The organism is Methylotuvimicrobium sp. KM2, from assembly GCF_038051925.1.
Lineage (GTDB): Bacteria > Pseudomonadota > Gammaproteobacteria > Methylococcales > Methylomonadaceae > Methylotuvimicrobium.
In genome coordinates this window covers 1,648,693-1,670,530 of record NZ_CP150634.1, presented here as the reverse complement: position 1 = coordinate 1,670,530, position 21,838 = coordinate 1,648,693, and the positions used below count along the sequence as shown (strand labels likewise).

19 protein-coding genes and 1 other RNA gene are annotated in these 21,838 nt (G+C 49.3%); 8 read left to right on the top strand and 12 right to left on the bottom strand.

Annotation, left to right across the window (positions count from 1 at the left end):
- Positions 1 to 5: 5 nt before the first annotated feature.
- From WJM45_RS07115 to WJM45_RS07105, 3 genes are all read right to left on the bottom strand, one after another.
- Positions 6 to 485 (bottom strand): Rrf2 family transcriptional regulator, encoded by a 480-nt coding sequence (locus WJM45_RS07115; RefSeq protein WP_125219062.1) that lies wholly within the window; start codon positions 483 to 485, stop codon positions 6 to 8.
- A gap of 367 nt (positions 486 to 852) precedes the next feature.
- Positions 853 to 1,608, bottom strand: coding sequence for a serine O-acetyltransferase (cysE, locus tag WJM45_RS07110; protein WP_341328270.1), 756 nt, complete (start codon positions 1,606 to 1,608; stop codon positions 853 to 855).
- Positions 1,609 to 1,610: 2 nt separating this feature from the next.
- A complete protein-coding gene (locus WJM45_RS07105; protein ID WP_341328269.1) occupies positions 1,611 to 2,339 on the bottom strand; it encodes an RNA methyltransferase in 729 nt (242 codons plus the stop codon).
- 92 nt (positions 2,340 to 2,431) lie between these two features.
- Here WJM45_RS07105 and suhB point away from each other — a divergent pair, with 92 nt between their 5' ends.
- The 4 genes from suhB (at position 2,432) to WJM45_RS07085 (ending at position 7,569) form a co-directional block, all read left to right on the top strand.
- Positions 2,432 to 3,241 (top strand): inositol-1-monophosphatase, encoded by an 810-nt coding sequence (gene suhB / locus WJM45_RS07100; protein WP_341328268.1) that lies wholly within the window; start codon positions 2,432 to 2,434, stop codon positions 3,239 to 3,241.
- A 456-nt stretch (positions 3,242 to 3,697) separates the two neighbouring features.
- Positions 3,698 to 5,098: a nodulation protein NfeD gene (locus WJM45_RS07095; protein WP_341328267.1), complete on the top strand. Its 1,401-nt coding sequence runs from the start codon at positions 3,698 to 3,700 to the stop codon at positions 5,096 to 5,098.
- Positions 5,091 to 5,855 carry a slipin family protein gene (locus WJM45_RS07090; protein WP_341328266.1) on the top strand — a complete coding sequence of 255 codons (765 nt, stop codon included), beginning with the start codon at positions 5,091 to 5,093 and terminating at the stop codon, positions 5,853 to 5,855. Before WJM45_RS07095 ends, WJM45_RS07090 begins: the two co-directional genes overlap by 8 nt.
- Before the next feature lie 934 nt (positions 5,856 to 6,789).
- Entirely contained in the window at positions 6,790 to 7,569 is a 780-nt protein-coding gene (locus WJM45_RS07085) for a motility protein A (RefSeq protein WP_341328265.1), read from the top strand.
- 199 nt (positions 7,570 to 7,768) lie between these two features.
- Here the strand turns inward: WJM45_RS07085 and WJM45_RS07080 are convergent, their stop codons facing one another.
- Genes WJM45_RS07080 through WJM45_RS07070 form a run of 3 tightly spaced genes read right to left on the bottom strand, consistent with a single transcriptional unit; the run spans position 7,769 to position 9,630 of the window.
- The gene (locus WJM45_RS07080) at positions 7,769 to 8,365 is read right to left on the bottom strand and encodes a CDP-alcohol phosphatidyltransferase family protein (RefSeq protein WP_341328264.1); all 597 of its coding nucleotides are present in this window, start codon (positions 8,363 to 8,365) and stop codon (positions 7,769 to 7,771) included.
- On the bottom strand, positions 8,362 to 9,120 hold the full coding sequence (locus WJM45_RS07075; protein ID WP_341328263.1) for an endonuclease/exonuclease/phosphatase family protein: 759 nt from the start codon (positions 9,118 to 9,120) through the stop codon (positions 8,362 to 8,364). The genes WJM45_RS07080 and WJM45_RS07075 overlap by 4 nt, the downstream gene beginning before the upstream one ends.
- Positions 9,121 to 9,126: 6 nt before the next feature.
- Positions 9,127 to 9,630, bottom strand: coding sequence for a CDP-archaeol synthase (locus WJM45_RS07070; RefSeq protein WP_341328262.1), 504 nt, complete (start codon positions 9,628 to 9,630; stop codon positions 9,127 to 9,129).
- 660 nt (positions 9,631 to 10,290) lie between these two features.
- Between WJM45_RS07070 and WJM45_RS07065 the strand changes: the two genes are divergently transcribed.
- Complete coding sequence (locus tag WJM45_RS07065) at positions 10,291 to 10,728, top strand: NUDIX hydrolase (RefSeq protein WP_341328261.1); 438 nt, start codon at positions 10,291 to 10,293, stop codon at positions 10,726 to 10,728.
- A 49-nt stretch (positions 10,729 to 10,777) separates the two neighbouring features.
- On the opposite strand, the gene yeiP is transcribed toward WJM45_RS07065, so the two are convergent.
- The 3 genes from yeiP to WJM45_RS07050 all read right to left on the bottom strand — a co-directional run bounded on the left by yeiP (position 10,778) and on the right by WJM45_RS07050 (position 14,486).
- Positions 10,778 to 11,344, bottom strand: a complete 567-nt coding sequence (yeiP, locus tag WJM45_RS07060; RefSeq protein ID WP_026130105.1) for an elongation factor P-like protein YeiP — start codon at positions 11,342 to 11,344, stop codon at positions 10,778 to 10,780.
- A 453-nt stretch (positions 11,345 to 11,797) separates the two neighbouring features.
- Positions 11,798 to 13,933 (bottom strand): DNA helicase RecQ, encoded by a 2,136-nt coding sequence (gene recQ / locus WJM45_RS07055; protein WP_341328260.1) that lies wholly within the window; start codon positions 13,931 to 13,933, stop codon positions 11,798 to 11,800.
- Positions 13,923 to 14,486 (bottom strand): hypothetical protein, encoded by a 564-nt coding sequence (locus tag WJM45_RS07050; protein WP_341328259.1) that lies wholly within the window; start codon positions 14,484 to 14,486, stop codon positions 13,923 to 13,925. The genes recQ and WJM45_RS07050 overlap by 11 nt, the downstream gene beginning before the upstream one ends.
- Positions 14,487 to 14,549: 63 nt before the next feature.
- Here WJM45_RS07050 and gshA point away from each other — a divergent pair, with 63 nt between their 5' ends.
- The 3 genes from gshA (at position 14,550) to WJM45_RS07035 (ending at position 17,370) form a co-directional block, all read left to right on the top strand.
- Complete coding sequence (gene gshA, locus WJM45_RS07045; protein ID WP_341328258.1) at positions 14,550 to 16,136, top strand: glutamate--cysteine ligase; 1,587 nt, start codon at positions 14,550 to 14,552, stop codon at positions 16,134 to 16,136.
- A gap of 26 nt (positions 16,137 to 16,162) precedes the next feature.
- The gene (locus WJM45_RS07040; protein ID WP_341328257.1) at positions 16,163 to 16,894 is read left to right on the top strand and encodes a phosphoadenylyl-sulfate reductase; all 732 of its coding nucleotides are present in this window, start codon (positions 16,163 to 16,165) and stop codon (positions 16,892 to 16,894) included.
- Positions 16,895 to 17,079: 185 nt separating this feature from the next.
- Positions 17,080 to 17,370: a hypothetical protein gene (locus WJM45_RS07035; protein ID WP_014133107.1), complete on the top strand. Its 291-nt coding sequence runs from the start codon at positions 17,080 to 17,082 to the stop codon at positions 17,368 to 17,370.
- A 370-nt stretch (positions 17,371 to 17,740) separates the two neighbouring features.
- Here WJM45_RS07035 and ssrA read toward each other — a convergent pair.
- From ssrA to WJM45_RS07020, 3 genes are all read right to left on the bottom strand, one after another.
- Positions 17,741 to 18,115: a transfer-messenger RNA gene (gene ssrA / locus WJM45_RS07030) on the bottom strand.
- 345 nt (positions 18,116 to 18,460) lie between these two features.
- Complete coding sequence (locus WJM45_RS07025; protein ID WP_341328256.1) at positions 18,461 to 20,047, bottom strand: GTPase; 1,587 nt, start codon at positions 20,045 to 20,047, stop codon at positions 18,461 to 18,463.
- A complete protein-coding gene (locus WJM45_RS07020) occupies positions 20,028 to 21,764 on the bottom strand; it encodes a GTPase (RefSeq protein WP_341328255.1) in 1,737 nt (578 codons plus the stop codon). Before WJM45_RS07020 ends, WJM45_RS07025 begins: the two co-directional genes overlap by 20 nt.
- Between the last annotated feature and the right edge of the window lie 74 nt (positions 21,765 to 21,838).

Here is a 21,838-nt window from a genome sequence, read left to right as displayed (position 1 = left end):
AAAACTTAGGCGCCGACTCTTTGTTGCCGATGAATTTCGACTACTTTTGTATCTTGTTCTTGCCGCTTGGCAACTTCCTGAACATGATGTCTCGTCAATAAATCGCCGAGGCTAATACCTTTTAGGTATCCCCGAATCTGATCGCTAAGCCCCATCCATAAATCATGAGTTAAACACGCTTTGTTGTTTTGGCAATTGCCTTCGCCGGCACATTTGGTAGTGTCTAGCGGCTCATCGACGGCCTCGATGATTTCGGCAATATTGATCTCACTCGCCGCACGGCTCAAACGATATCCCCCGCCGGGTCCGCGCACACCGGTTACCATGCCGGCTCTTCGTAAACGAGCGAACAATTGTTCCAAATAAGACAACGAAATAGTCTGGCGAGTCGCAATATCGGTTAAAGTGACCGGGTCTTGCTGACTGTGATAAGCCAGATCAAGCATGGCTGTTACTGCATAGCGGCCTTTTGTGGTTAATCGCACAACCTAATCCTCAAATAGCAAATCAATGCGCATTACTATACTTAACCAAGCAAATTAGTCAACTTTGAAAAAGCTCATTTGAATTATACCGATCGTAAATCACAATTCGGCACCGAGGTACCCGTCATATGTCAGATACTGGCAAAGCATTTGTCAGACATTCGCCCCTACGCCTCCTTGGGCACTACCGAAAATTGAAGCGCCAAAGGTATAACGTCCCCCAAGAGCAAGAAAAACAGCAGATGTTCATCTTTCCTCTTTCACCTTTCCTCTATCCTCTTTCATCTTTCATCTTTCATCTTTCATCTTTCATCTTTCCTCTTTCATCTTTTCTCTTGCTCCTTACACCTTGCCCCTTTCCCCTCTTTCAAATCTCATCCAACTTATCGCCCTTATAATCCTCTTCCGGAATGGACTGATCCGGACAGGCGATACCGGCGTCTTTTAGTGCTTTTTTCATCATTTCAAGCTGCTCGTCCACGGCTTGCATATGATCCAACATATGGTTGATCGCCTTGGCGACCGGATCCGTCATGTCGTCACTGGTACCGTATGCATCGAACCCCATTTTTGCGGCGATTTTTTTTCGCTCGGAATCGGATTTTTTGGTTTTAGGATCGATCACATGCCCGGGTATCCCAACCACAGTCGCGCCCGCCGGAACCGATTTCAACACGACTGAATTCGAACCGATGCGCGCACCCTCGCCGATTTCGATCGGCCCTAGTACTTTCGCACCGGCCCCCACGACAACTCCGTCAAGCAAGGTCGGATGTCGCTTACCTTTGTTCCATGAGGTCCCGCCTAGCGTAACGCCATGGTAAAGCGTACAGTCGTCGCCGATCACTGCAGTTTCGCCGATTACGACCCCCATGCCATGATCGATAAAAAAACGTCTGCCGATCGTCGCGCCCGGATGAATTTCGATCCCAGTCAACCAACGGCCGATATGCGATATAAAGCGTCCAAACCATCGAAAACCGGCTTGCCAACAGAAATGCGCGACTCTATGAATCAACAATGCATGAAAACCGGGATAAGCGGTAATCACTTCAAACACCGTTTGTGCTGCCGGATCCCGTTCGAACACGCAATCGATATTCTCTTTGATTTCTCGCCACATAATTAACCCTTCTTTTTATTGCCTTGCGACATTCGTAAAATTCCGCGTAATAGATCCACCTCTTTACTCTCTAGACGAGCCCGATTATAAATTCTACGCAAACGTCGCATCACCGACTTCGATTTATCGGGATGCATGAAACCGATATCGGATAGCGTTTCGATCATGTGTTCATAAAACGTCTCCATCTGAGCGGCTGTCGCCAACAAGCCTTTGCCTTTATCACCGGCAGTGACTTCATAGTCCTGACCTGAGGCTACGAATAACTCATAACTAACCACTTGCACGGCGGCGGCAAGATTTAATGAACTGAAATCCTTGTTGCACGGGATTCGCAATAAATAACGACACAGGTCCAATTCATGATTTTTCAACCCGGAGTGTTCTCTACCGAATACGATCGCAGCCTTATGGTCGACCGCTTCGGTTTTCAAGAGATCCGCACATTCTCTAGGCGTCAACTCCGGCCAACTAATCGTTCTGCAACGAGCACTGGTTCCCACCACAATGGAACAATCGGCGACAGCCTCTTGCAAGCTGTCGCAAACCAAAGCGGAACTCAAAATATCATCCGCTCCGGAAGCTCTGGCAGTGGCATCCGCGCAGGGAAATTGCTTCGGCGCAACCAAAACCAAATCTTTAAGGTTCATGTTCTTCATGGCCCGGGCAACCGCTCCAATATTGCCGGGATGAGAGGTTTCGACCAATACGATTTTAATATTCGACAACAAAGCGTAGCCCCGCCATTTGAAAAAACGGAAAATTTTAACAAAAGATTTGATATGCTATTGATATTTTCTAATTTAGCTTCGTATCTAATATCATGCATCCCATGCTCAATATTGCCGTGCGCGCCGCCAGGAACGCCGGCGAGATTATTTCACGCTCGGCCGACAATGTCGGAAAACTTCAAATCAACAGGAAAGGCATCAACGATTTCGCGACCGAGGTCGACCGCATGGCCGAACAGGAAATCATCAAAATCATTAAAACCGCCTTTCCCGATCATGCGATTTTGGCTGAAGAAAGCGGCGAACACAAAGGCAACGATTTCGTTTGGATTATCGACCCGCTGGACGGCACGACCAATTTCCTACACGGCTTTCCCGTCTATGCCGTATCGATAGCTCTGCAAGTCAAAGGCAAACTGGAACTCGGCGTGGTTTACGACCCGTTACGCGATGAATTGTTTACCGCCGAACGCGGCGGCGGCGCGATGATGAATAACCGGCGCATCCGCGTGACTCATCAAGCCGGACTCAAAGGCGCACTGATCGGAACCGGTTTTCCGTTTAAGAGTCAGCAACACCTAGACGCCTATCTTGGCATGTTCCGCACTATACATGCCGATTCCGCTGGTATACGCCGGGCCGGAGCGGCAGCACTCGATCTAGCCTATGTCGCAATCGGCAGACTCGACGGTTTTTGGGAAATCGGATTACATCCTTGGGATATGGCTGCCGGCATCCTGCTGATCAAGGAAGCCGGCGGCGTCGCCACCGATTTTGCCTTTCAAGATAATTACATGGAAACCGGCAACGTCATTGCCGGCAATCCCAAAATGCATCAGATCATGTATAAAGCCATCGAACCTCATGTTACCGAAGCATTGACTCGGTTAAAAGCGAAATAAAATCCGCCTTCGGTGGAGCGAGCATTTACTTCTCCTAACATAGAAATTAAAGAGAGGAGCTAGCTGAAAACCAACTTGGCTTGGATTAATGGAAGGCCTTGTCTCGTTCCCACGGAGGACCGTCAATGCCATTAAGTTAAGGTCCTCGGAGTTTTATTCCCCTCTTTGAAAAAGAGTGGCTGGGGGAGATTTTTCCTCGTTCCCATCGCTCCAGCGTGGGAACGCATACCAATCTGGTTTCGACAGCCAAGGTACGGATTCCCACGGAGGACCGTGGGAACCAGAAATGATGGATATAAAACTCATCCCAACATCCCCCGCCTGTATTCAGGAGCGACAAACACGACTCCTTTCCTAGCAAGCACCGGCCGAATAAATAACAACTATTGCCGACAAGCCATTCATGGCGTAGACTCGAAACAGTCGCATCTGCTTGGAACAGTCAGGTAGCCATTCATGAAAAGACACATCGAACGCCGCACAGTCCTGCCGCTACTTCTTGTCATGGCTATGTTTATCAATTCCGTCTCGGCTGAAAACAATCAAGCCGCCATTCCCGCAACAACGATTGTTCAATTAACCATTCAAGATGCTATTGGTCCTGCAACTTCGGACTATATCGAGCGCAGCATGGACAAGGCTTCCGAATCCGGGGCTAAAGCGATCTTGATCACGCTCGACACGCCGGGCGGTCTTGACACATCCATGCGGCAAATCATTAAAAAAATCATTGCCTCCCCGATTCCAGTGATCACTTATGTCACACCGGGCGGGGCACGAGCCGCCAGCGCCGGAACTTATATCCTTTACGCAAGCCATATCGCCGCAATGACGCCGGGAACCAACCTTGGCGCCGCTACACCGGTACAATTAATCGGTCCAACCGAAGCGCCGGGCGAACAGTCCGGCAAAGATCAATCCGCCGACCAGACTTCTTCAAGCAAATCGCCTAAAAACGCAATGGCGCAAAAAGCCATCAACGATGCAGTTGCTTATATCAGAAGCCTGGCCGAAATGCGCGGCAGAAACGCCGATTGGGGAGAGCAAGCTGTTCGAGATGCGGCAAGTCTTTCGGCCGAAAAAGCCCTAAAACTCAATGTTGTCGATGTCCTGGCTAACGATAGATACGAATTATTAAAACAACTCGATCAACGAAAAATTAACGTACTCGGGCGCGATATCGTTTTATCTACAGAAAATGCAGCGTTTCAAGCCCTAGAGCCTGACTGGCGAAGCGAATTATTGGCAGTCATTACTAATCCGAATATCGCTTATATCTTACTTATTGCCGGAATTTACGGCCTGATATTCGAATTTTCCAATCCCGGAGCCATCGTCCCGGGCACCATCGGCGGCATTTGCTTATTGTTGGCGCTTTTCGCATTTCAAGTCTTACCGATTAACTATGCCGGATTCGCATTGATTCTTTTAGGGATTTCACTAATGATCGCCGAAGCCTTCGTACCTAGTATCGGCATACTCGGTTTCGGCGGCTTGACCGCGTTTGTGATTGGTTCCGTCATTCTGATGGATACCGATGCCCCCGGATTCGGCATCGACATTGCCCTAGTCGGCGCTTTCGCGCTTACCAGCGCGGCATTCTTGATTTTCGCCTTAGGCATGTTGTTAAAATCAAGACAAAAGCCCATCGTAACCGGTCGGGAAGAATTGCTTGGCGAAACCGGTATTGCACTTGCCGATTTCACCGACCTAGGCCCCGTCCGTATCCACAGCGAAATTTGGCAAGCCCACAGCCGAGAAGCACTCAAAAAAAACCAGCGGGTTCGCGTAACCGGTCGGAACGGCCTTATCCTTGAGGTTAATTCCACACCCAACCAGGAGCACAAAGATGTTTGAATATTTCGGCTTAATTTTCGGCAGTTTCGCCTTGCTGTTATTGATCAGCGCATTTAAAATTTTGCGTGAATACGAACGCGGCGTGGTTTTCATGCTTGGCCGTTTTTACAAAGTCAAAGGACCCGGCTTCATAATCGTGATCCCGATCATTCAACAAATGGTCAGGGTCGACCTCCGCACCATCGTCATGGACGTGCCGTCGCAAGATGTCATATCCCGCGACAATGTCTCGGTCAAGGTCAATGCCGTAGTCTATTTCCGAGTCATCGATCCCGACAAGGCGATTATTCAGGTCGAGAATTTTTACGAAGCCACCAGCCAACTGGCGCAAACGACGCTCCGCTCCGTGTTAGGCCAACATGAACTGGACGAAATGCTGGCCGAGCGCGACAAATTGAATATCGACATCCAAACGATTCTCGACCAGCAAACCGATGCCTGGGGCATCAAGGTCGCGAATGTTGAAATAAAGCATGTCGATCTCGACGAAAGCATGGTAAGGGCTATCGCCAAGCAAGCCGAAGCAGAACGCACCCGCCGAGCGAAAATCATTCATGCGGAAGGCGAAATGCAAGCCTCCGAAAAATTATTGCAGGCCGCAACAATACTCGCGCAACAGCCACAAGCCATACAACTTCGCTATCTGCAGACGTTGACCGAAATCGCCGGGGAAAAATCGTCAACGATCGTATTTCCGCTGCCGATCGACATCGTCAGTAATATCATCAAAGGCCAAGCCCCCGATGCGAGCTCGTAAGCCGATGCGAAGGATGCTGAAACGGATTCTTCCAATCATGCAATCTAAGCACGAGTGTCGGTACTGCTCAACCTAAACTCGGCAGTTTAACCATGAAGTTCATGAAGGATTTCAGGAGATTACCTATACCTTTCGTACTTCAAATTTCGGCAGTGCCTGAGGAGGCACCGGGGTGCGCGGTCCCTCACCTAACGCTAGGTGAGGGACCAGCATAGAATTGGCATAGAGCCTACATGGACGTATTTACCCAGCACCTAAATCCAGCACCTAAATTCCATAGCCCATTGGCCATGGTTAATCCTGATTAGCAAGATGCTTCATCTTACCGAAGCCAAGTGTCCGAGCAGAGGGCAGTCGTAGTCGCAAAAACTACAATATGCTGTTACCCAAGCTCCTGCTTGGGTAACCTGTTCAGAAAGCTCTAGCTTCCCGACAGTCAAGAAAGATTGAACGAGCGAGCGAGTCAGTCGGGGTTGATTGAGAATGTGCGGAGCTTGTGTCGGTCTCAGGAAGCTCTTGCCCTGAGCATGTCGAAGGGGGAGCTTCCGGGGTGTCTTTCCCAAGCTGCAGCTTGGGAAAGAGCGTGATGTGGGTTGGCCGTTTTTAGCTTGACCCGCATGGCTTGCGAACCCGGTCCTGCCAGGGATATGCTGATCTTTGGGCTTTAACAGAAGAAACTTGCTAATCAGGTGGTTAATTGTCTTGGATAATTCATCCAGCACCTAAATAAGCCATGATTTTGAATCATTGCCAAAGACCTATGGAATTTAGGTGCTGGATTTAGATGCTGGGTTCACGGCTTCCTTTAACGGGCACCCCGAGGCCGAATTTTCATCTACGATGAGTATAATAACTTTCTGGAACCAAGAAGTTTGCAGATATTTGCATCATGCCATGCAATCTTAGCCATACAACTAAATAGAATAGAGACCCTGTGAAACAACCTGTCTACATGGATTTTGCTACCATCTTCGGTCCATTTGTCGCCTTATGCGCGATTGCCGTCGCTGTATTGCTGGACCACGGAAACCCTTTTTCCTTAATCAACGGACCGTCGATCATTTTGGTCATCGGCGGTACGCTGGGTGCGACAATGATGGCTTACCCGCTAAAAACCTTCGCCATGTTGCCGAAATATATTTGGCAAAGCTTTAGAATGGAAAAGCCGAATCCGCATGCGCAAATTAATTTATTCGTTAAATTAGCCGACCGAGCTCGCCGAGGGGGCTTGCTGGCATTGGAAGAGGATATGCTTAAGATCAAGGACCCTTTCATTCGCAATGCGTTGATGTTGGTCGTCGACGGCATCGCGCCGGATGAAGTGCGACGAGTCATGGAAAACGATAATGAAATGACTTCGCAGCGCCATCAAACAGGTATTGCAATGATGTCGACAATGGCCGGCGTGGCGCCGGCCATGGGCATGATAGGAACCGTCGTCGGTCTAATCGGCGTTATGGGCAATTTGTCCGATCCTTCGCAATTAGGCCCTTCGATCGCGGTAGCGTTTTTAACGACGCTCTACGGTTCTTTATTAGGCAACTTGGTATTCAGTCCGATGGGCAATAAACTCAAACAAAAAGATAAAGAAGAAATGTTTATCCGAGAAATGATTATTGAGGGAATCTTAGCGGTGCAGGAAAGCGAGAACCCCCGCATCGTCCGACAAAAGCTCGAGTCCTTCCTCCATCCCGCTCTCAGAACCCATCGATAAAGCCAAGACTAGCACCGATAACAACATTCCGTTTTAAAGCCCGAGCCCTTTCCCGCGAATCTAAGCAGCGTAGTCCGGATAGAGCGTAGCGCAAGTTCGGAGCCACGCCATTCCCGTATTCCGCTACGCTGCATACGGGCTACATACTTTAATGACAACTTGGGAAATAGCCCCCAAACGCCCATCTCGAGCCGCCCTTTCACCTTTCACCATTCACCTTCCGAACCACATGCCAAAGCGAGCGAACGTCGGAGCTAGGACTTTTCAATAACAAGGTAATAACGATCTCTTCGAAAGCCGCTAAAATACAAATAACCGCCGCGACGCGAAACGGCCAAATGGGCCCGCTCAGAAACATCAGATATAAACTTCCCCCCATCGAGGCGGCGGCTAATTTAACGCCCCAAGTGTGATAGCTGGTAAACCGACCGAATTTCAAGAGCCCTGCCGCCGACGGCAGCAAGCAACTGGCGACAATCAAGACGACATAAAACCATTCGCGCGCAACGATTTCGGGCCACAACCACCAACAACTCAACGCGATCGTCAAATAAGTAATCACATCGGCCCAACTGTCGAGTACCGCGCCGAATTCTGAAACCTGTCCGGTTAAACGAGCCGTCCAACCATCCAAAAGATCGGTCAAGAAAGCGACCGCCGATAAAATCATGAAGGCCACAGCATATTCGTTCCAGGCCAGCCACAATAAAAAAGGCGCGGCAACAAAACGAAAACCGGTCAATAGATTCGGCAAAGTCCATTTAGAAGTTTCATTAGGATCGAGCATTTGCATCATATTTCGAATGTGGCCGCCAGCGGCGAATGATCGGATAATACATGCCAAGGCGCATGAGCCAAACGCTCGCAAGATACCGGTACTAAACCTCGAAAATAGATTCTATCCATCGGCAAGATAGGCAACCAAGCCGGAAACGTTCGAGCATAGCGGCCATGCGTGGTTCTGAATACCTCTTTGAGATCCAAGTGTTCGTAAAAATAGCGTTCGGCCTGACCCAACCAATCGTTAAAATCCCCTGCCACGATCAACGGCGCATCGTGCGGAACATGCTCGTCAATCCTTTCGCAAAGCTTAGCGACTTGCAGTCGGCGCTCCTTGCCGGTTAGTCCGAAATGAATACAAACGATATGCAATGGTTGAATATCCGCATTCAAACGAACCACGCCATGCAGCAAACTTCGGCTAGCCCACGGAAACGGCGACACATTGATATTTTCGTAACTTTCGAAAGGATATTTGCTCAAAATAGCATTGCCATGATGACCGGCATTGTAGATCGCATTTTTGCCGTAAGCGTAATAAGGCCAAACACCTTCGGCGATGAATTCGAACTGCGAACGCTCGGGCCAATCCGGAATGTTCTTTTCGCGGTGCGCATGCTCACCTTGCATTTCTTGCAAAAACAATAAATCGGCATCCGCGGCAATCAAAGCCTCGCGGATTTGATGCAGAACGAAGCGCCGATTGCCGACATTGAAGCCTTTGTGAATGTTATAGGTCAAAACCCGCAAATGATTGTCTTTCAAGCTCATAAGGAATTAGTATGGATGTTTACGGATATGCAGGCGATATAAAATCGGCGAGACGAACTCTTCGATCGTAAAAAACAATAAGACAACTGCGGCGATATCGAACCTATTCAATGCCAACTGCGACTTCAAGACAAACACCGGTAATAACGATTCAGGTATCGTATCGAGCCCCCTGGCACGACTACTTTCGAGCATTCCTTGTCGCCGCTTGATATAACTAGCCGACAAATCGCCAATCATTGCCAACCCGCCGAACGCGGCGCCAACCGTCACCCCATATCCCATTGACCAAGATACGGCGGAAACTAAGCCAATCGAGCTCAAAATGCCGCGCCAAGTCTTTGAACGTCCGAATAACGGTCGACCGTCGGAGAGTATAATTCCTGCATCTACGGGCCAAGCAAAACGCCGCCCGAACAGTTTATAGGCAACGACCGGCGCGCCGTTGGCAACAAGCAATAATAGTAAAGCATGAATCACGCCTTGCCAGTAAAACACAATTTCAGTCATGAAAAGCAGGGCAAACGCATTAAAACACTGTAGAAAATCATATAGTTAAAATATTCCTTTTTCCTGGTTAACTATAAAGATTTAGTTTATTTGAAACCTAAATAAGGCTTTGTGTCGCTATCGCGACACTTATGTGTAGTCGGTTCGCGGACCGACAACCGCGATACTGCTACGAAACCCATCCATGGGTTTCGCCCTGCGGGCCAGCTAAAGCTGTTCAAAATCGCTCCAGGCGATTTTGTCTTTGCTTGTCCCAAGAAAAGTATCCAAAAGACCAATCCGCCGGGAGCGGATTGGGACGCCCAAAGCGCACGAAGTGCGAGCGCCTGGATGGCGCGCGAGTCAGCAGACACCCGGAGGCCGCTGCATCCTGCGCGCTGACGACTTTGCCGAGGGTTTTCGGAAGGGCTATCCTTAGCCCTCCGAAAACGAGCGGGCTATTCTCGGCAAAATCGCCAGTGCTCGGCGCGGCCTAACGGGGCCCAGGGAGGGTAACCATAAATTAAACTAAATTGACTAAGCGCTCAAGGAAATATTATAACATATTGATATATTTATTATATTAATGCACTTACCCTAGACAGCCTACCCTTATTCTCGATTATTGAAAGAAATTCAGGTAACGTAGACCGAAAACTTCAGCCTTTTGCGAGAACACCTATGCCGAAACCGATCACGCCGCTATTGGCCGCCGACGCCTTAATCCAATTAATCGACCGTCCGGGGCGCCCTTTCGTTCTGATCGAACGCGCCAATCCGCCGTTCGGCTGGGCCATTCCCGGTGGCTTTGTCGATATCGGCGAAACCGTTGAACATGCCGCCATCCGTGAGGCCCGCGAAGAAACCGGCCTCGATGTTTCCTTGAGCGCTCTACTAGGCATTTATTCAAACCCGCAACGCGACCCTCGCAATCATACCGTCACCGCGGTCTATATCGCCGAAGCTACGGGTACGCCGAAAGCCGATGACGACGCGAAAAACCTCGACACCTTCACCTTCGACACGCTACCGGCAGAATTGGCTTTCGATCATGCACAAGTGTTGGCCGACTATAAGCGCTATCTCGAAACCGGCAACCCTACCCCGCTTCGCATCTGAGTCCGCCTCGCTTGCTCATGCACGAAAAAACGCCCGTCTAGCGGCCCCATCAAGCCCTGGACATAAATTTTCCGGTAACGGTATTGATCTTGATTATTTCGCCGGTTTTAAGATATTCCGGAACCTGTACTTCCAAACCGGTCGTCAATCGCGCCGGCTTAGTTCTGCCGGTTGCCGTGGCGCCTTTGATTTCCGGTGCGGTTTCGACGATCTCCAAAGCCACAGAACTCGGCAACTCGATACCCAGCACGGTATCGTCGAACAACAACGCAACGATATCCTCGAGCCCTTCGGTCAAGTAACCTTTCTGTTCTTCCAAATCATCCGCGCCGACTGTGTATTGACTGTAGTCCTCCATGTTCATGAAGACGTAATTTTCGCCATCCATATAAGAAAACTGAACTTTCACGCGAACGCAATCGGCATCCTTGAAAAAATCGTCTCCTTTCAGGGTTTCATCGAGTTTTTGACCGGTCTTGAGATTATTGAACCGGACTTTATACAAGGTAGTCGCGCCACGCGAGGACGGACTTCTGACCTCGATTTGCTTAATCACATGCGGCACACCGTTAATCTCGACAACCATTCCACGCTTAAAATCACTGGCCTTTGCCACGCATTGCTCCTAACAATTATTAATAATAAAAAGGCATATTAAACTGGCAATCGATCGATTTGACAATCGACCGAGGGTGCTGATACCAAATAATGTCATTTATTTTTTACCATGAAGAGCATGAAGGACTTGAAGATACAGCGTTTTCAATTTAAATACGTTACTCACCTTTAACAGCCTATGTCATCATCATTATTGCCGCTGGAGTGCTGGCTTTACTTTGATATTTTTAGTCATTAACTGAATTTGAAAACGCTGTATTACTACATTGAATCTATTGATTCAGTTCATCTATTAATTGAGTTCATCTGTGATATTGGGACAGCTCATAAAGCACTCAATTCTCCTCCCTTCATTATCTTCATGCCCTTCATGGTAATAAAAAAGCTATAAACATTGTGCTGCATCAGCACCCTCGGCCGAAGTAAATCGGCGGACACTATTCGCAGCAAATCATTTATCGTCCAATTGCATTGCCGCACGAACGCAACGCAACACGCCATAACTATATTGCCCATTAAATGCTTCGAAAATCGGTTTCAAAGCATTTCTTTGCGCATCCGGCATGCCTAATATGGCATCCTGAATCGCATGGATTTCAGCTTCGGGCAAAGCAACCACCTCGGCCAATTCAACTATGCCTTGCTCCAGGACCTGAGCCAAATGATTATAAATCGTATCCATGGTAAAGCCGCGTTGCTTGGCAATTTTTTCGGCGTCATAGCCCAGTCGAAACAGGTCAACGGTCTCCGATACCGAATCCGACAAAGAAACCAAGGCTTCCGAAACGGTTCCGAACTCTTGAATCACGGCTAGAAAATCGTCGCCGTACAGCTCCAATTTACGTTCGCCAACCCCCGATATTGAACGGAATTGCTGATAACTCATCGGCCGGCTTTCAACCATCTCCATCAATGTGGCATCGTGAAAAATCTGATACGGCGGAATGTCCTGCTCATCGGCAAGCTCCCGGCGTTTGGTGCGTAGCGCGTTCCACAGCAAGGTGTCCTGCTCTTTTTGAAATTGCCGAACCGCGCCTTTCGAGCGCTTGCCGGATTCGGTTGACAGATCTCGGCGTAGCATCAATTCCTGCTCGCCGCGCAGGACCGTGCGACAAGATTCATCAAGGCGCAACGAACCGTGACCTTCGATATCGACCGTCACCAAACCTTTGGCGACCAATTGCCGAAAGACCGAACGCCATTGTTTTTCATCGATATCCTTACCGATACCGAAGGTCGACTGCTGATCGTGACCGAAATGCTTGAGCCGCTCGGTCTCCTTGCCGAGCAATACGTCGATCAGATAATTGACACCGAAACGCTGCCCGGTCCGGTAAATGCACGACAAAGCTTGCTGAGCGGCGACCGTGCCGTCCCAAGTCTTGACCGGTTCCAAACAAGTATCGCAATTACCGCAATCTTCAGCCAATCGATCGCCGAAATAACTCAACAAAGCCCTGCGGCGGCAGCCGACTTCTTCGCAAAGCGCCAACATGGCATCGAGTTTATGATATTCAAGACGTTTGTGGCTTTCGTCGGCATTGGAATTGGCCAACATTTGCTGCAGCGTGATCACATCCTGCAGACCGTACGCCATCCAGGCATCTGCCGGCAGGCCGTCGCGCCCGGCGCGTCCGGTTTCCTGATAATAGGCTTCGATACTTTTCGGTAAATCGAGATGCGCGACAAAACGCACATTGGGTTTGTCGATGCCCATGCCGAATGCGATCGTCGCCACGATAACCAATCCTTCTTCCATCAAGAACCGGTGCTGATGCTGCTGCCTCGCCTCGTTATCCATCCCGGCATGATAAGGCAGTGCTCGAATACCTTTACTTTGCAGCCATTCGGCCGTCGATTCGACTTTCTTGCGCGACAAGCAATAGACGATACCGGCATCGCCAAGATGTTCGCGTTGAATGAATTGCAACAATTGCTGCCGGGCATTTTGTTTTTGGACGATACGATAACGAATATTCGGTCGATCGAAACTACTGACAAACAGCCTCGCTTGGTCGAGTGCAAGCCGGCTGATGATTTCTTGACGGGTTCGTTCGTCGGCGGTCGCGGTCAACGCAATACGCGGAATACTCGGATATCGCTCATGCAACATCGACAATTGCAGGTAGTCAGCGCGAAAATCGTGCCCCCATTGCGACACGCAATGCGCCTCATCGATCGCAAATAGCGCAATATTCAGATTATCCAGTAACGACAGCGTACGGGCCGAATTCAGTCGCTCCGGCGCAATATAGAGTAAGTCCAGTTGATCGTCGCGCAGCCTGCTTTCGATAGAACGCGCCTCTTCGCCGGTCAAAGTCGAATTCAAAAAGGCCGCATTGACACCCAGTTGATGCAATGCACTGACCTGGTCTTGCATCAACGCGATCAACGGCGAAATCACAATACCGACGCCCGGCCGCAACAATGATGGAATCTGATAACACAATGACTTACCGCCGCCGGTCGGCATCAATACCAAGGCATCGCGCCCGGCCAACAACTCATCGATCACGGCCTGTTGTTGCCCCCTGAAACGATCGTACCCGAACACCGTATTCAGCACATCGAGCGGCTTAGTCGACATGTAATACCCCCTGTCCACTGCAATTCCCAGTTTGCGCAGTTTCGCTAATCTTACTGTGAAAATTCGCAGATTTGCATTCCTTATCTAATTTTTCGATAGATAACACAATGCCGGTTCCGGAGAGGGGGCGGTTGCTCGACTGACAGGCGTCGGCGGCAGGGAAAGCCGCCGTCGAGCCTACATGGACGTATTCACGGCGTCCTGTCGGGCGAGTGACCGCACCCTCCGCCGCCAGAGAACTTTCATTTGCCGGGACGATGGCGAGGTCTTCATGAACGTTACTGTGAAAGTTCGCAGATTTGCATCCCTTATTTAATTTTTCGATAGATAACACAATGCCGGTTCCGGAGAGGAACGCCGTAAACCCAGCACCTAAACTACCCAAAATAGTTAACCATAGCCAATGAACTATGGAATTTAGGTGCTGGGTAAACCCATCCATGGGGGCTTGACGGCAGATCCCCGCTGCCGACATCCTCGCCAAGCACATCCCACACCCTTTTTGATCCACAAACTGGGAGTAGCTGCCCTGTCCACGATAATATTTATTCAATTCTGTTAAACCTTTATAATGGTCCGATTTTCTTCGGACTCACGGGCGATAAACGCCCCTACTATGACTCAATTGCACCATCATTTACCGGCGCGTTTTAATTTATTAGTCGAAAACGGCTTTGAAAATTTAGTAAAAAACGGGCTCAAAGGCATTGAAAAAGAAAGCCTCAGAATCGCCAAAAACGGCGTCATCGCGCACACGCCTCATCCGTCATTTTTAGGATCGGCTCTCACGCATCCGTATATCACGACGGACTATTCCGAAGCCTTGCTCGAGTTCATCACGCCGCCGTTTAAGGATATCAAAGAAACGCTGAATTATCTGAACACGATTCATCAATTCGTTTACGATCATCTCGACGGCGAAATTTTGTTGGCCGCGAGCATGCCTTGCGGCATCGACGGCGACGAAAGCGTACCGATCGCCGAATACGGCAGCTCCAATATCGGCCGCATGAAACACATTTACCGCCGAGGGCTTTGGCACCGCTACGGTCGAACCATGCAGGCCATCGCCGGCATCCATTTTAACTATTCGGTGCCGGAAGTTTTGTGGAGCAAACTACACGACTTGGAAAACTCATCGTCGAGTCTCGATCAATTCATCGCGGACGGCTATTTCGGCATGATCAGAAACCTGCACCGCCAAGGCTGGCTGGTCTTGTATCTGTTCGGCGCGTCACCTGCGATATGTAAAAAATTTTTCAAAAGCCGTCCGCACATGATGGCCCAATTCGACGAATTCGACCGCCATACTTTATACCATCCTTACGCTACTTCGCTCAGAATGAGCGACATCGGCTATAAGAGCAAAAATCAGGCTTCTCTGCAAATCGACTACAACTCGTTGACCGGTTATGTCGACAGCCTAAGCCAAGCCATCAACACGCCCTACCCGGACTATGAAAAAATAGGCGTCAAGGTCGACGGCGAATACCGACAATTGAACAGCAACATTTTACAAATCGAAAACGAATTTTACAGTACCGTCAGACCCAAGCAAATCGCTAACTCCTGCGAAAAGTCGACTTTGGCGCTCAAACGCCGAGGGGTTCGCTATATCGAATTACGATCGCTTGATCTGGACTTGTTTAGCCCCCTTGGCATACACGATGAAACGGCACATTTCATCGAGGCCTTCATGCTGACTTGTCTGCTGCAAAACAGTCCACCCAACGATTCGCGGCAGTTCATTCTCAATAACGCTAATCAGCTTGCGGTTGCCCATCTCGGTCGTCAACCCGGCCTCGTACTCGATAAACTCGACCGTCGGATACCCCTCAAAGACTGGGCCGAAGAAATCTTGGCCGACATGGAACCTGTTTGCATGCTTTTGGACGCTAACGATTCCGAAAAACCTTATAGCTCAGCCTTGGCGGCCCAAAGAAAAGCCATAGAAAATCCGGACTTGACACCGTCCGCAAGAATCCTACGCGGCATGAGCGAAACACAAATGCCGTTTGCAACCTACGCACTGAAAACCTCGGTCGAACATGCCAAAAACTTTCGCAGCCAAAAGCTGGATGAGCAAAATACCCGTGCCTTCCAAGAAATGGCTAAAGAGTCTATCGCCAAACAACTCGAAAAGGAGCAAAGCGACAACTTGTCTTTCGACGAGTTTTTAACGCATTATTTTTCACAACAATAACCGGAATTTAACCCAAAAAGCCAATCATGACCTCATTCGATATCACCGCTCTGCAGGCCGAACTGCAGGGACAAAAACCCCGAAAAATTCTTAAGGCCGCGCTGGAACAATTCGATAATATCGCGATTTCGTTCAGCGGCGCCGAAGATGTGGTTCTGATCGACATGGCCGTCAAAATACGCCCCGATATTCAAGTCTTCAGCTTGGATACCGGGCGCCTGCATCCCGAAACTTATCGTTTTATTGAAAAAGTGCGCGAACATTACGGCATTCAAATCGAATTGTTGACGCCGGACCATGCCCTCTTGGACGAGATGGTCAAGGCCAAGGGCTTGTTCAGCTTTTATCGCGACGGTCATCAAGAATGCTGCGGCATCCGCAAAGTAGACTCATTGAGACGCAAACTCGCGGGTCTCGATGCCTGGATCACCGGTCAGCGCAAGGATCAAAGCGTCGGTACGCGCCAAGACCTGCCCGAAATACAAATCGACACGGCTTTCTCGACTCCCGAACATCAATTGATCAAATTCAATCCGTTGGCTAACTGGAGCTCCGCGCAGGTTTGGGATCATATCGAAGCCTATCAAGTCCCCTACAACGAACTGCACGAAAAGGGCTTCATCAGCATCGGCTGCGAACCCTGCACAAGACCGGTGCTGCCGAATCAACACGAACGAGCCGGACGCTGGTGGTGGGAAGACGCCACGAAGAAAGAATGCGGCTTGCACGCCGGAAACTTGACACATAGGAAAAACTAAGCAATCCGGGGCGGACGAGTTGCGCATTCAACGAACGTTACTCGTTCACTTCGCCGGGCAGTGAATAAATCACACAATTGGCGTGACTCGGTCACCGACTTTTTCTCCGAAAATCGGGATACTGTACCCAAGTTCAACGAAACGCTTGAACGAACCACTCCAACAATAATCAAGGGGAAACCGCCATGAAAACAGTATCTTTTGCAGCAGTCGTTTTAATGTCAATCGTCGCCGGCACAGCCATGGCCGAAGGCTCGAAAATCGAAAAATCCACATTGATCAACGCATCCAAAAACACGTTGACCAATACTCAGGCGATCGGCCGCAACAGCGCCGCCAGCACCGGCTCAATCAGCGTGGTCGGCTCGAAAGTCGAGAAATCGACTCTGATCAATGCCTCGAAAAACACATTGACCAACACGCAAGCGATCGGCAGGGATTCCGTGGCGACAACCGGCTCGATCGATATTCGCTAAGAAACGCAAAAAGCACAAGGATGTGCGCTATCGTGACAGCAGAACGCACAGAAAAGCAACGCTAGGTACCGGCGACCAAACACAAGAGAGTGGAAACTTCGGACGGCGATGACACGGACGAATTGCGGAGGTCGATATGGTCCGCGCAGCAAGTCGGCGACCGACCAAATGAAATTGGCCAGTTGTTGAAAATTTGTCGTACTCATTTAGCTTCCTGAATGGCACGCTTTGTCCCGAGCATTGGCCATGTGATTAGAGATCGTAAAAACAGTCCGGAATTTGTTCGAGCAACATTAGGGAAGCATAAACGAAAAAACCCGCGTTTAGCGGGCTTTTGGGTGCCGATAAGATTTATCGGCTTATAAAAAATTGGTGGAGGCGGCGGGGATTGAACCCGCGTCCGCAAGCACTCCGCCACAAGCTCTACATGCTTATCCTGAACTTTTGATTTAACCGCCGGCTACCCGTCAGGCCAAGAAAACCGTCGGCGATTCCGTTAGGATTTAGTGCGTCAGCTCCGGACAGGCATCGGCACGATCTTATGTGCTATGACCCCTGAGTGATCCGAAGATCCTACCCGCATAAGCACAGATAGTCAGAGGAATGGTGGCTGTTTTTAGGCAGCCAAAGCCATTGAGTAGTTTTCGTCGTTTGCGAATACTTTAGTTCAGTAGGTTTTACGAGCTGTACTGTGCTCGGCATGCACTCAAGGTTTTGCTACCCACGTCGAAGCCATGTCGCCCCCTTTAGTGTGGCGCGATATTATCAATTAAATCCAGCATTAGCAAATGTTAATTTATTATCGCGCTTCGAACTTGCATCTTTCCATTTTTGCATCGTTCGCTTATAAAGACCTTCTTAATGACCGACAGTTCCTTAAATTTAAATTTAATTTTGGATAGGTTTGGGTGAGCGGTGTAATGACGCGGCATTTAATCCATTTGTCAAGTCCTAATTTCCTCTTTCCTCTTTCCTCTTTCCTCTTTCCTCTTTCCTCTTTCCTCTTTCCTCTTTCCTCTTTCCTCTTTCCTCTTTCCTCTTTCCTCTTTCCTCTTTCCCTACTCACCGCTTACAGCTCACCAATAACTTTCTAATCAACCAACATTCTAGCTAAACGACTATCACTTCGTATCATTTCGATACCATCTTGACCGCTCTCGCATTGTCGTATTATCTGCTCGGCTTCTGCCGCAATTTCGCTACGTTGCCGACAAAGTCTCTCGATGGCATTGACGATTTCCGCTTCGATTTGTATCAGCGCCATCGCCACGCCTTTTTTCAAACCTTTCAATGCGGCTTTTTCGAGCGAGGGTTTAAGTTTCTTCAGGATAAAAAACGGAATCAGCCAACTGAGCCCTACAAACAAACTGCTATGGATCGCAAAGTTTGCCCCCAGATAGTTACGGTAATCCAAACTACTATGATAATAACCGGAAAAAACCTGATAACCGACAAAACTCATCGCGCCAAGCGGCAGTACAATTTCGCAAAACCGCATGCCTTTTAAAAAAGCACGATGCGCGGCATGTCCAGGATTCGCCAAGGCCTGCCTAACCGCGAGTTCGGTTTGGTCATACATGATTTTTTCGGCCTTGCCGCGTAATTGCAATAATTCGCGTTTTAACGCGGCTGTCGCCAACCCGTTGGCATCGGCATGAAGAATGAGGTCGTCGAGCGCATCCTCATAACGGCTTTGCACCCATGCGTCCCATAACTCGCTTTGTTGCTGTTTCGATGCTTTATCATGTTCGGCATAATAACCGGCCAACTGCCGAAGCGGCCATTCGAATCCTTGCTGCAAAGTTCGACCGGTGTCCTGCCAGCTCCGGCGCCAGCGCTCGGACAGCTTTCGATAATCCCGGTCATTGCCGACATGTTTCAAACAATCGACCAAACTCATTTTCAATGCATCCTTTCGAGCTTGAGTGTTTCGAGATTCCAATTGCTTGACTGTGGTTTCGGTCGCAAGCGTCGCAATCGTCTTAGCCAAGTTATCAAACTCGTCGGGGAAATCGGGCTCGCCGCAGGCAGTCTTGAAAATAATCGGGGCGTCAAATCCGGCGACGCTTAACTGATCTTTAAAGTCGTCGTATTGCACCTCCTCTCCGCGATCCCATTGATTCATCACAAACAGCCAAGCATGACGCCCGCCTTCGGCCAGCAATAAACGCCAAGCCTTGTTATCCCGGTATCGTTCGGGACTGACGACATAAATCAACACATCGATATGCGGGAGCCATTGCAGCACGATCTCTTGATTGTGCAAGGCTGTACTATCGAAATCGGGCATATCGATCCAGATGACATTTTTATTCGTTTCGTCATCGTGCTCGGCCTGACGGATTTCATCGAACGGTAGGTTTTCCGGCAGCTTCGATAAATGCACCGCTCGATGGCGGTACATTGTTACTTCTCGCGACGTCGGACGCTCTACGCCGGTTTTTGCGATCGATTGGCCGGCCAAGCGATTCAACAATGTGCTCTTGCCGACGCCGGTTCCGCCCATGAATGCAACAATCAGTGGCCGGGATGACGAACGGTCGATCAGCGACTCCGGCGTTCTCGAGTCGATCGCCTCGAGCTGTCTCGCCGTATGTTGGTCTATCCATCCGGTCGCTACTGCTCGTTCGGCCCAACGTTTGGTGTTTGCGACTAAATCAGAGTAATCGTAATCCATGTTTTTTATTCTTGAGTTGCTGCTCGGCTTGTTCTAATTGCTCCGGGGTAATATTGAAATAGCTGTCCGAGGACAATTGCTCGGGCAATTTGAACAAGGCCTCTTGAAGGCATTCGATATAAAGTTTTTGCCTGACAATTTGCAATTGCCGTTGTTTGAGTTCCGCTTCGACCTTATTCAAATAGCTCCCCATCGCGCTCTCGGTCAAAAATGAAGTCACCGATAACATCGCCGGGGCTATGATCAAATCATGCAAACCCAACCCGCCGGCCTGAAGAGAAATGGCAACGGCCGCCGCATCGGTAGTCGCGCGGGTGGCTCTGAGACCGTTCAATACATAAGGCTGTTCCTGTAATTTTGCGTAGAGCCGGAAGGCCGCGCTTTCGACTTCTTGCTGAAAATCATTATGATAACGAAGCACGGCATCGTTGAATTCTACCAATAAAGCCTGCCGCCGATTGCGCAACAGTCCGATGCCACCCCGCCACCAAGCGCTGTCGCCATTTTGTTCGGTTTTTTCCAGCAAGGCATCCATGATGCGAATTAATAAATGTTCCGCCAGATGATTCAATAAAGCGACCTCATGACTGCTGTCGGTAATACGAGACCTCTTCATTCCTATTTTCATGACTTGCCTAATCGGCCAGGTTAGCGCCTTACGAGTACCCACCAACACTCTTGCAAATCCGGGAATCTCCAATAAACTCAATAATTTCGCCAAGGCGCTTTGAAAAGTTTCATAATAACGAGGATGGTTCAAGTAATCGTTTTGATACTGCGTTAACGACTGTTTAATCGAAGCATCGACAAGGCTACGCCATTCTTGCAGCGCCATGTGTTCCGCGCGAACAGGCTCCAGCCATTCCTGCCAGTGCTTAAGCAGAAACTCTTGAACCACCTCATGGTTACGGCGGCGATTGACTTGACGAAACAATTTCCTGATCACGGACCGCTCGTTTTCCGGCCATGTCGGTGCGGCTTGTTTTTGATAGAATAATGGCACGATAGTCGGGCAATCGTCGCTCCTCGATTGTCGCCATTTTTCGGTTAATGAACGGACTACGATATGTTCGCTGCCTTCGGCCAATTTATTCACGCAAATCAAGGTCGGTTGACGCAATGTTTCAATCGAACTCATCAGCTCCCATACCGATTGGTCGGCATATTTTTCCTTGCTGACGACCAAAATCACGATATCGGCCAATGCAATCGAACGCATTAACGCCTCGCTGTACCCAATCGCGCCGATCGAATCGAAATCGGGCGTATCCCAAACCAAGCATTCGGGCAATAAATCGGATGCTCCTATATTCTCGGTCAAGGCATAACATTCGAGCCTGTCCTTACGTAATTCGTCTTGGCGCACTTGTTGAAAACGTCCAAAGAAATGCTGTACGCTTTCACAGTCTTCAAGTTTGACCGCATTACAAAAACCTTGCGCATGCACGGTAAAGCCGGCCAACGGACTCACACCAGCCTGAGAGCTGTTCAGCAATAGATTGACCAAGGTACTTTTTCCGGCTTGCGTCGGGCCGACTACGGCCACTTGCAAAGGTTGAAAATTAAAGCGTTTATGCATATCGGCCTTGCGAACCGATGCTTCGGCCAATATTTGCCGATCGATGCGTTGCTGATACACTGCCCTAAGCGCATCGTTTAAGGTATGCGCAGAAACCGTTTGATAGCGTTGCTTTAGTAATTGAATAAATTCCAGCATATTGATGTGGCTTAGGTTTATAATCGCCAAGTAATTCGAGCGTTCGACTTTACGGCGGACGCCGAACAGGAAAA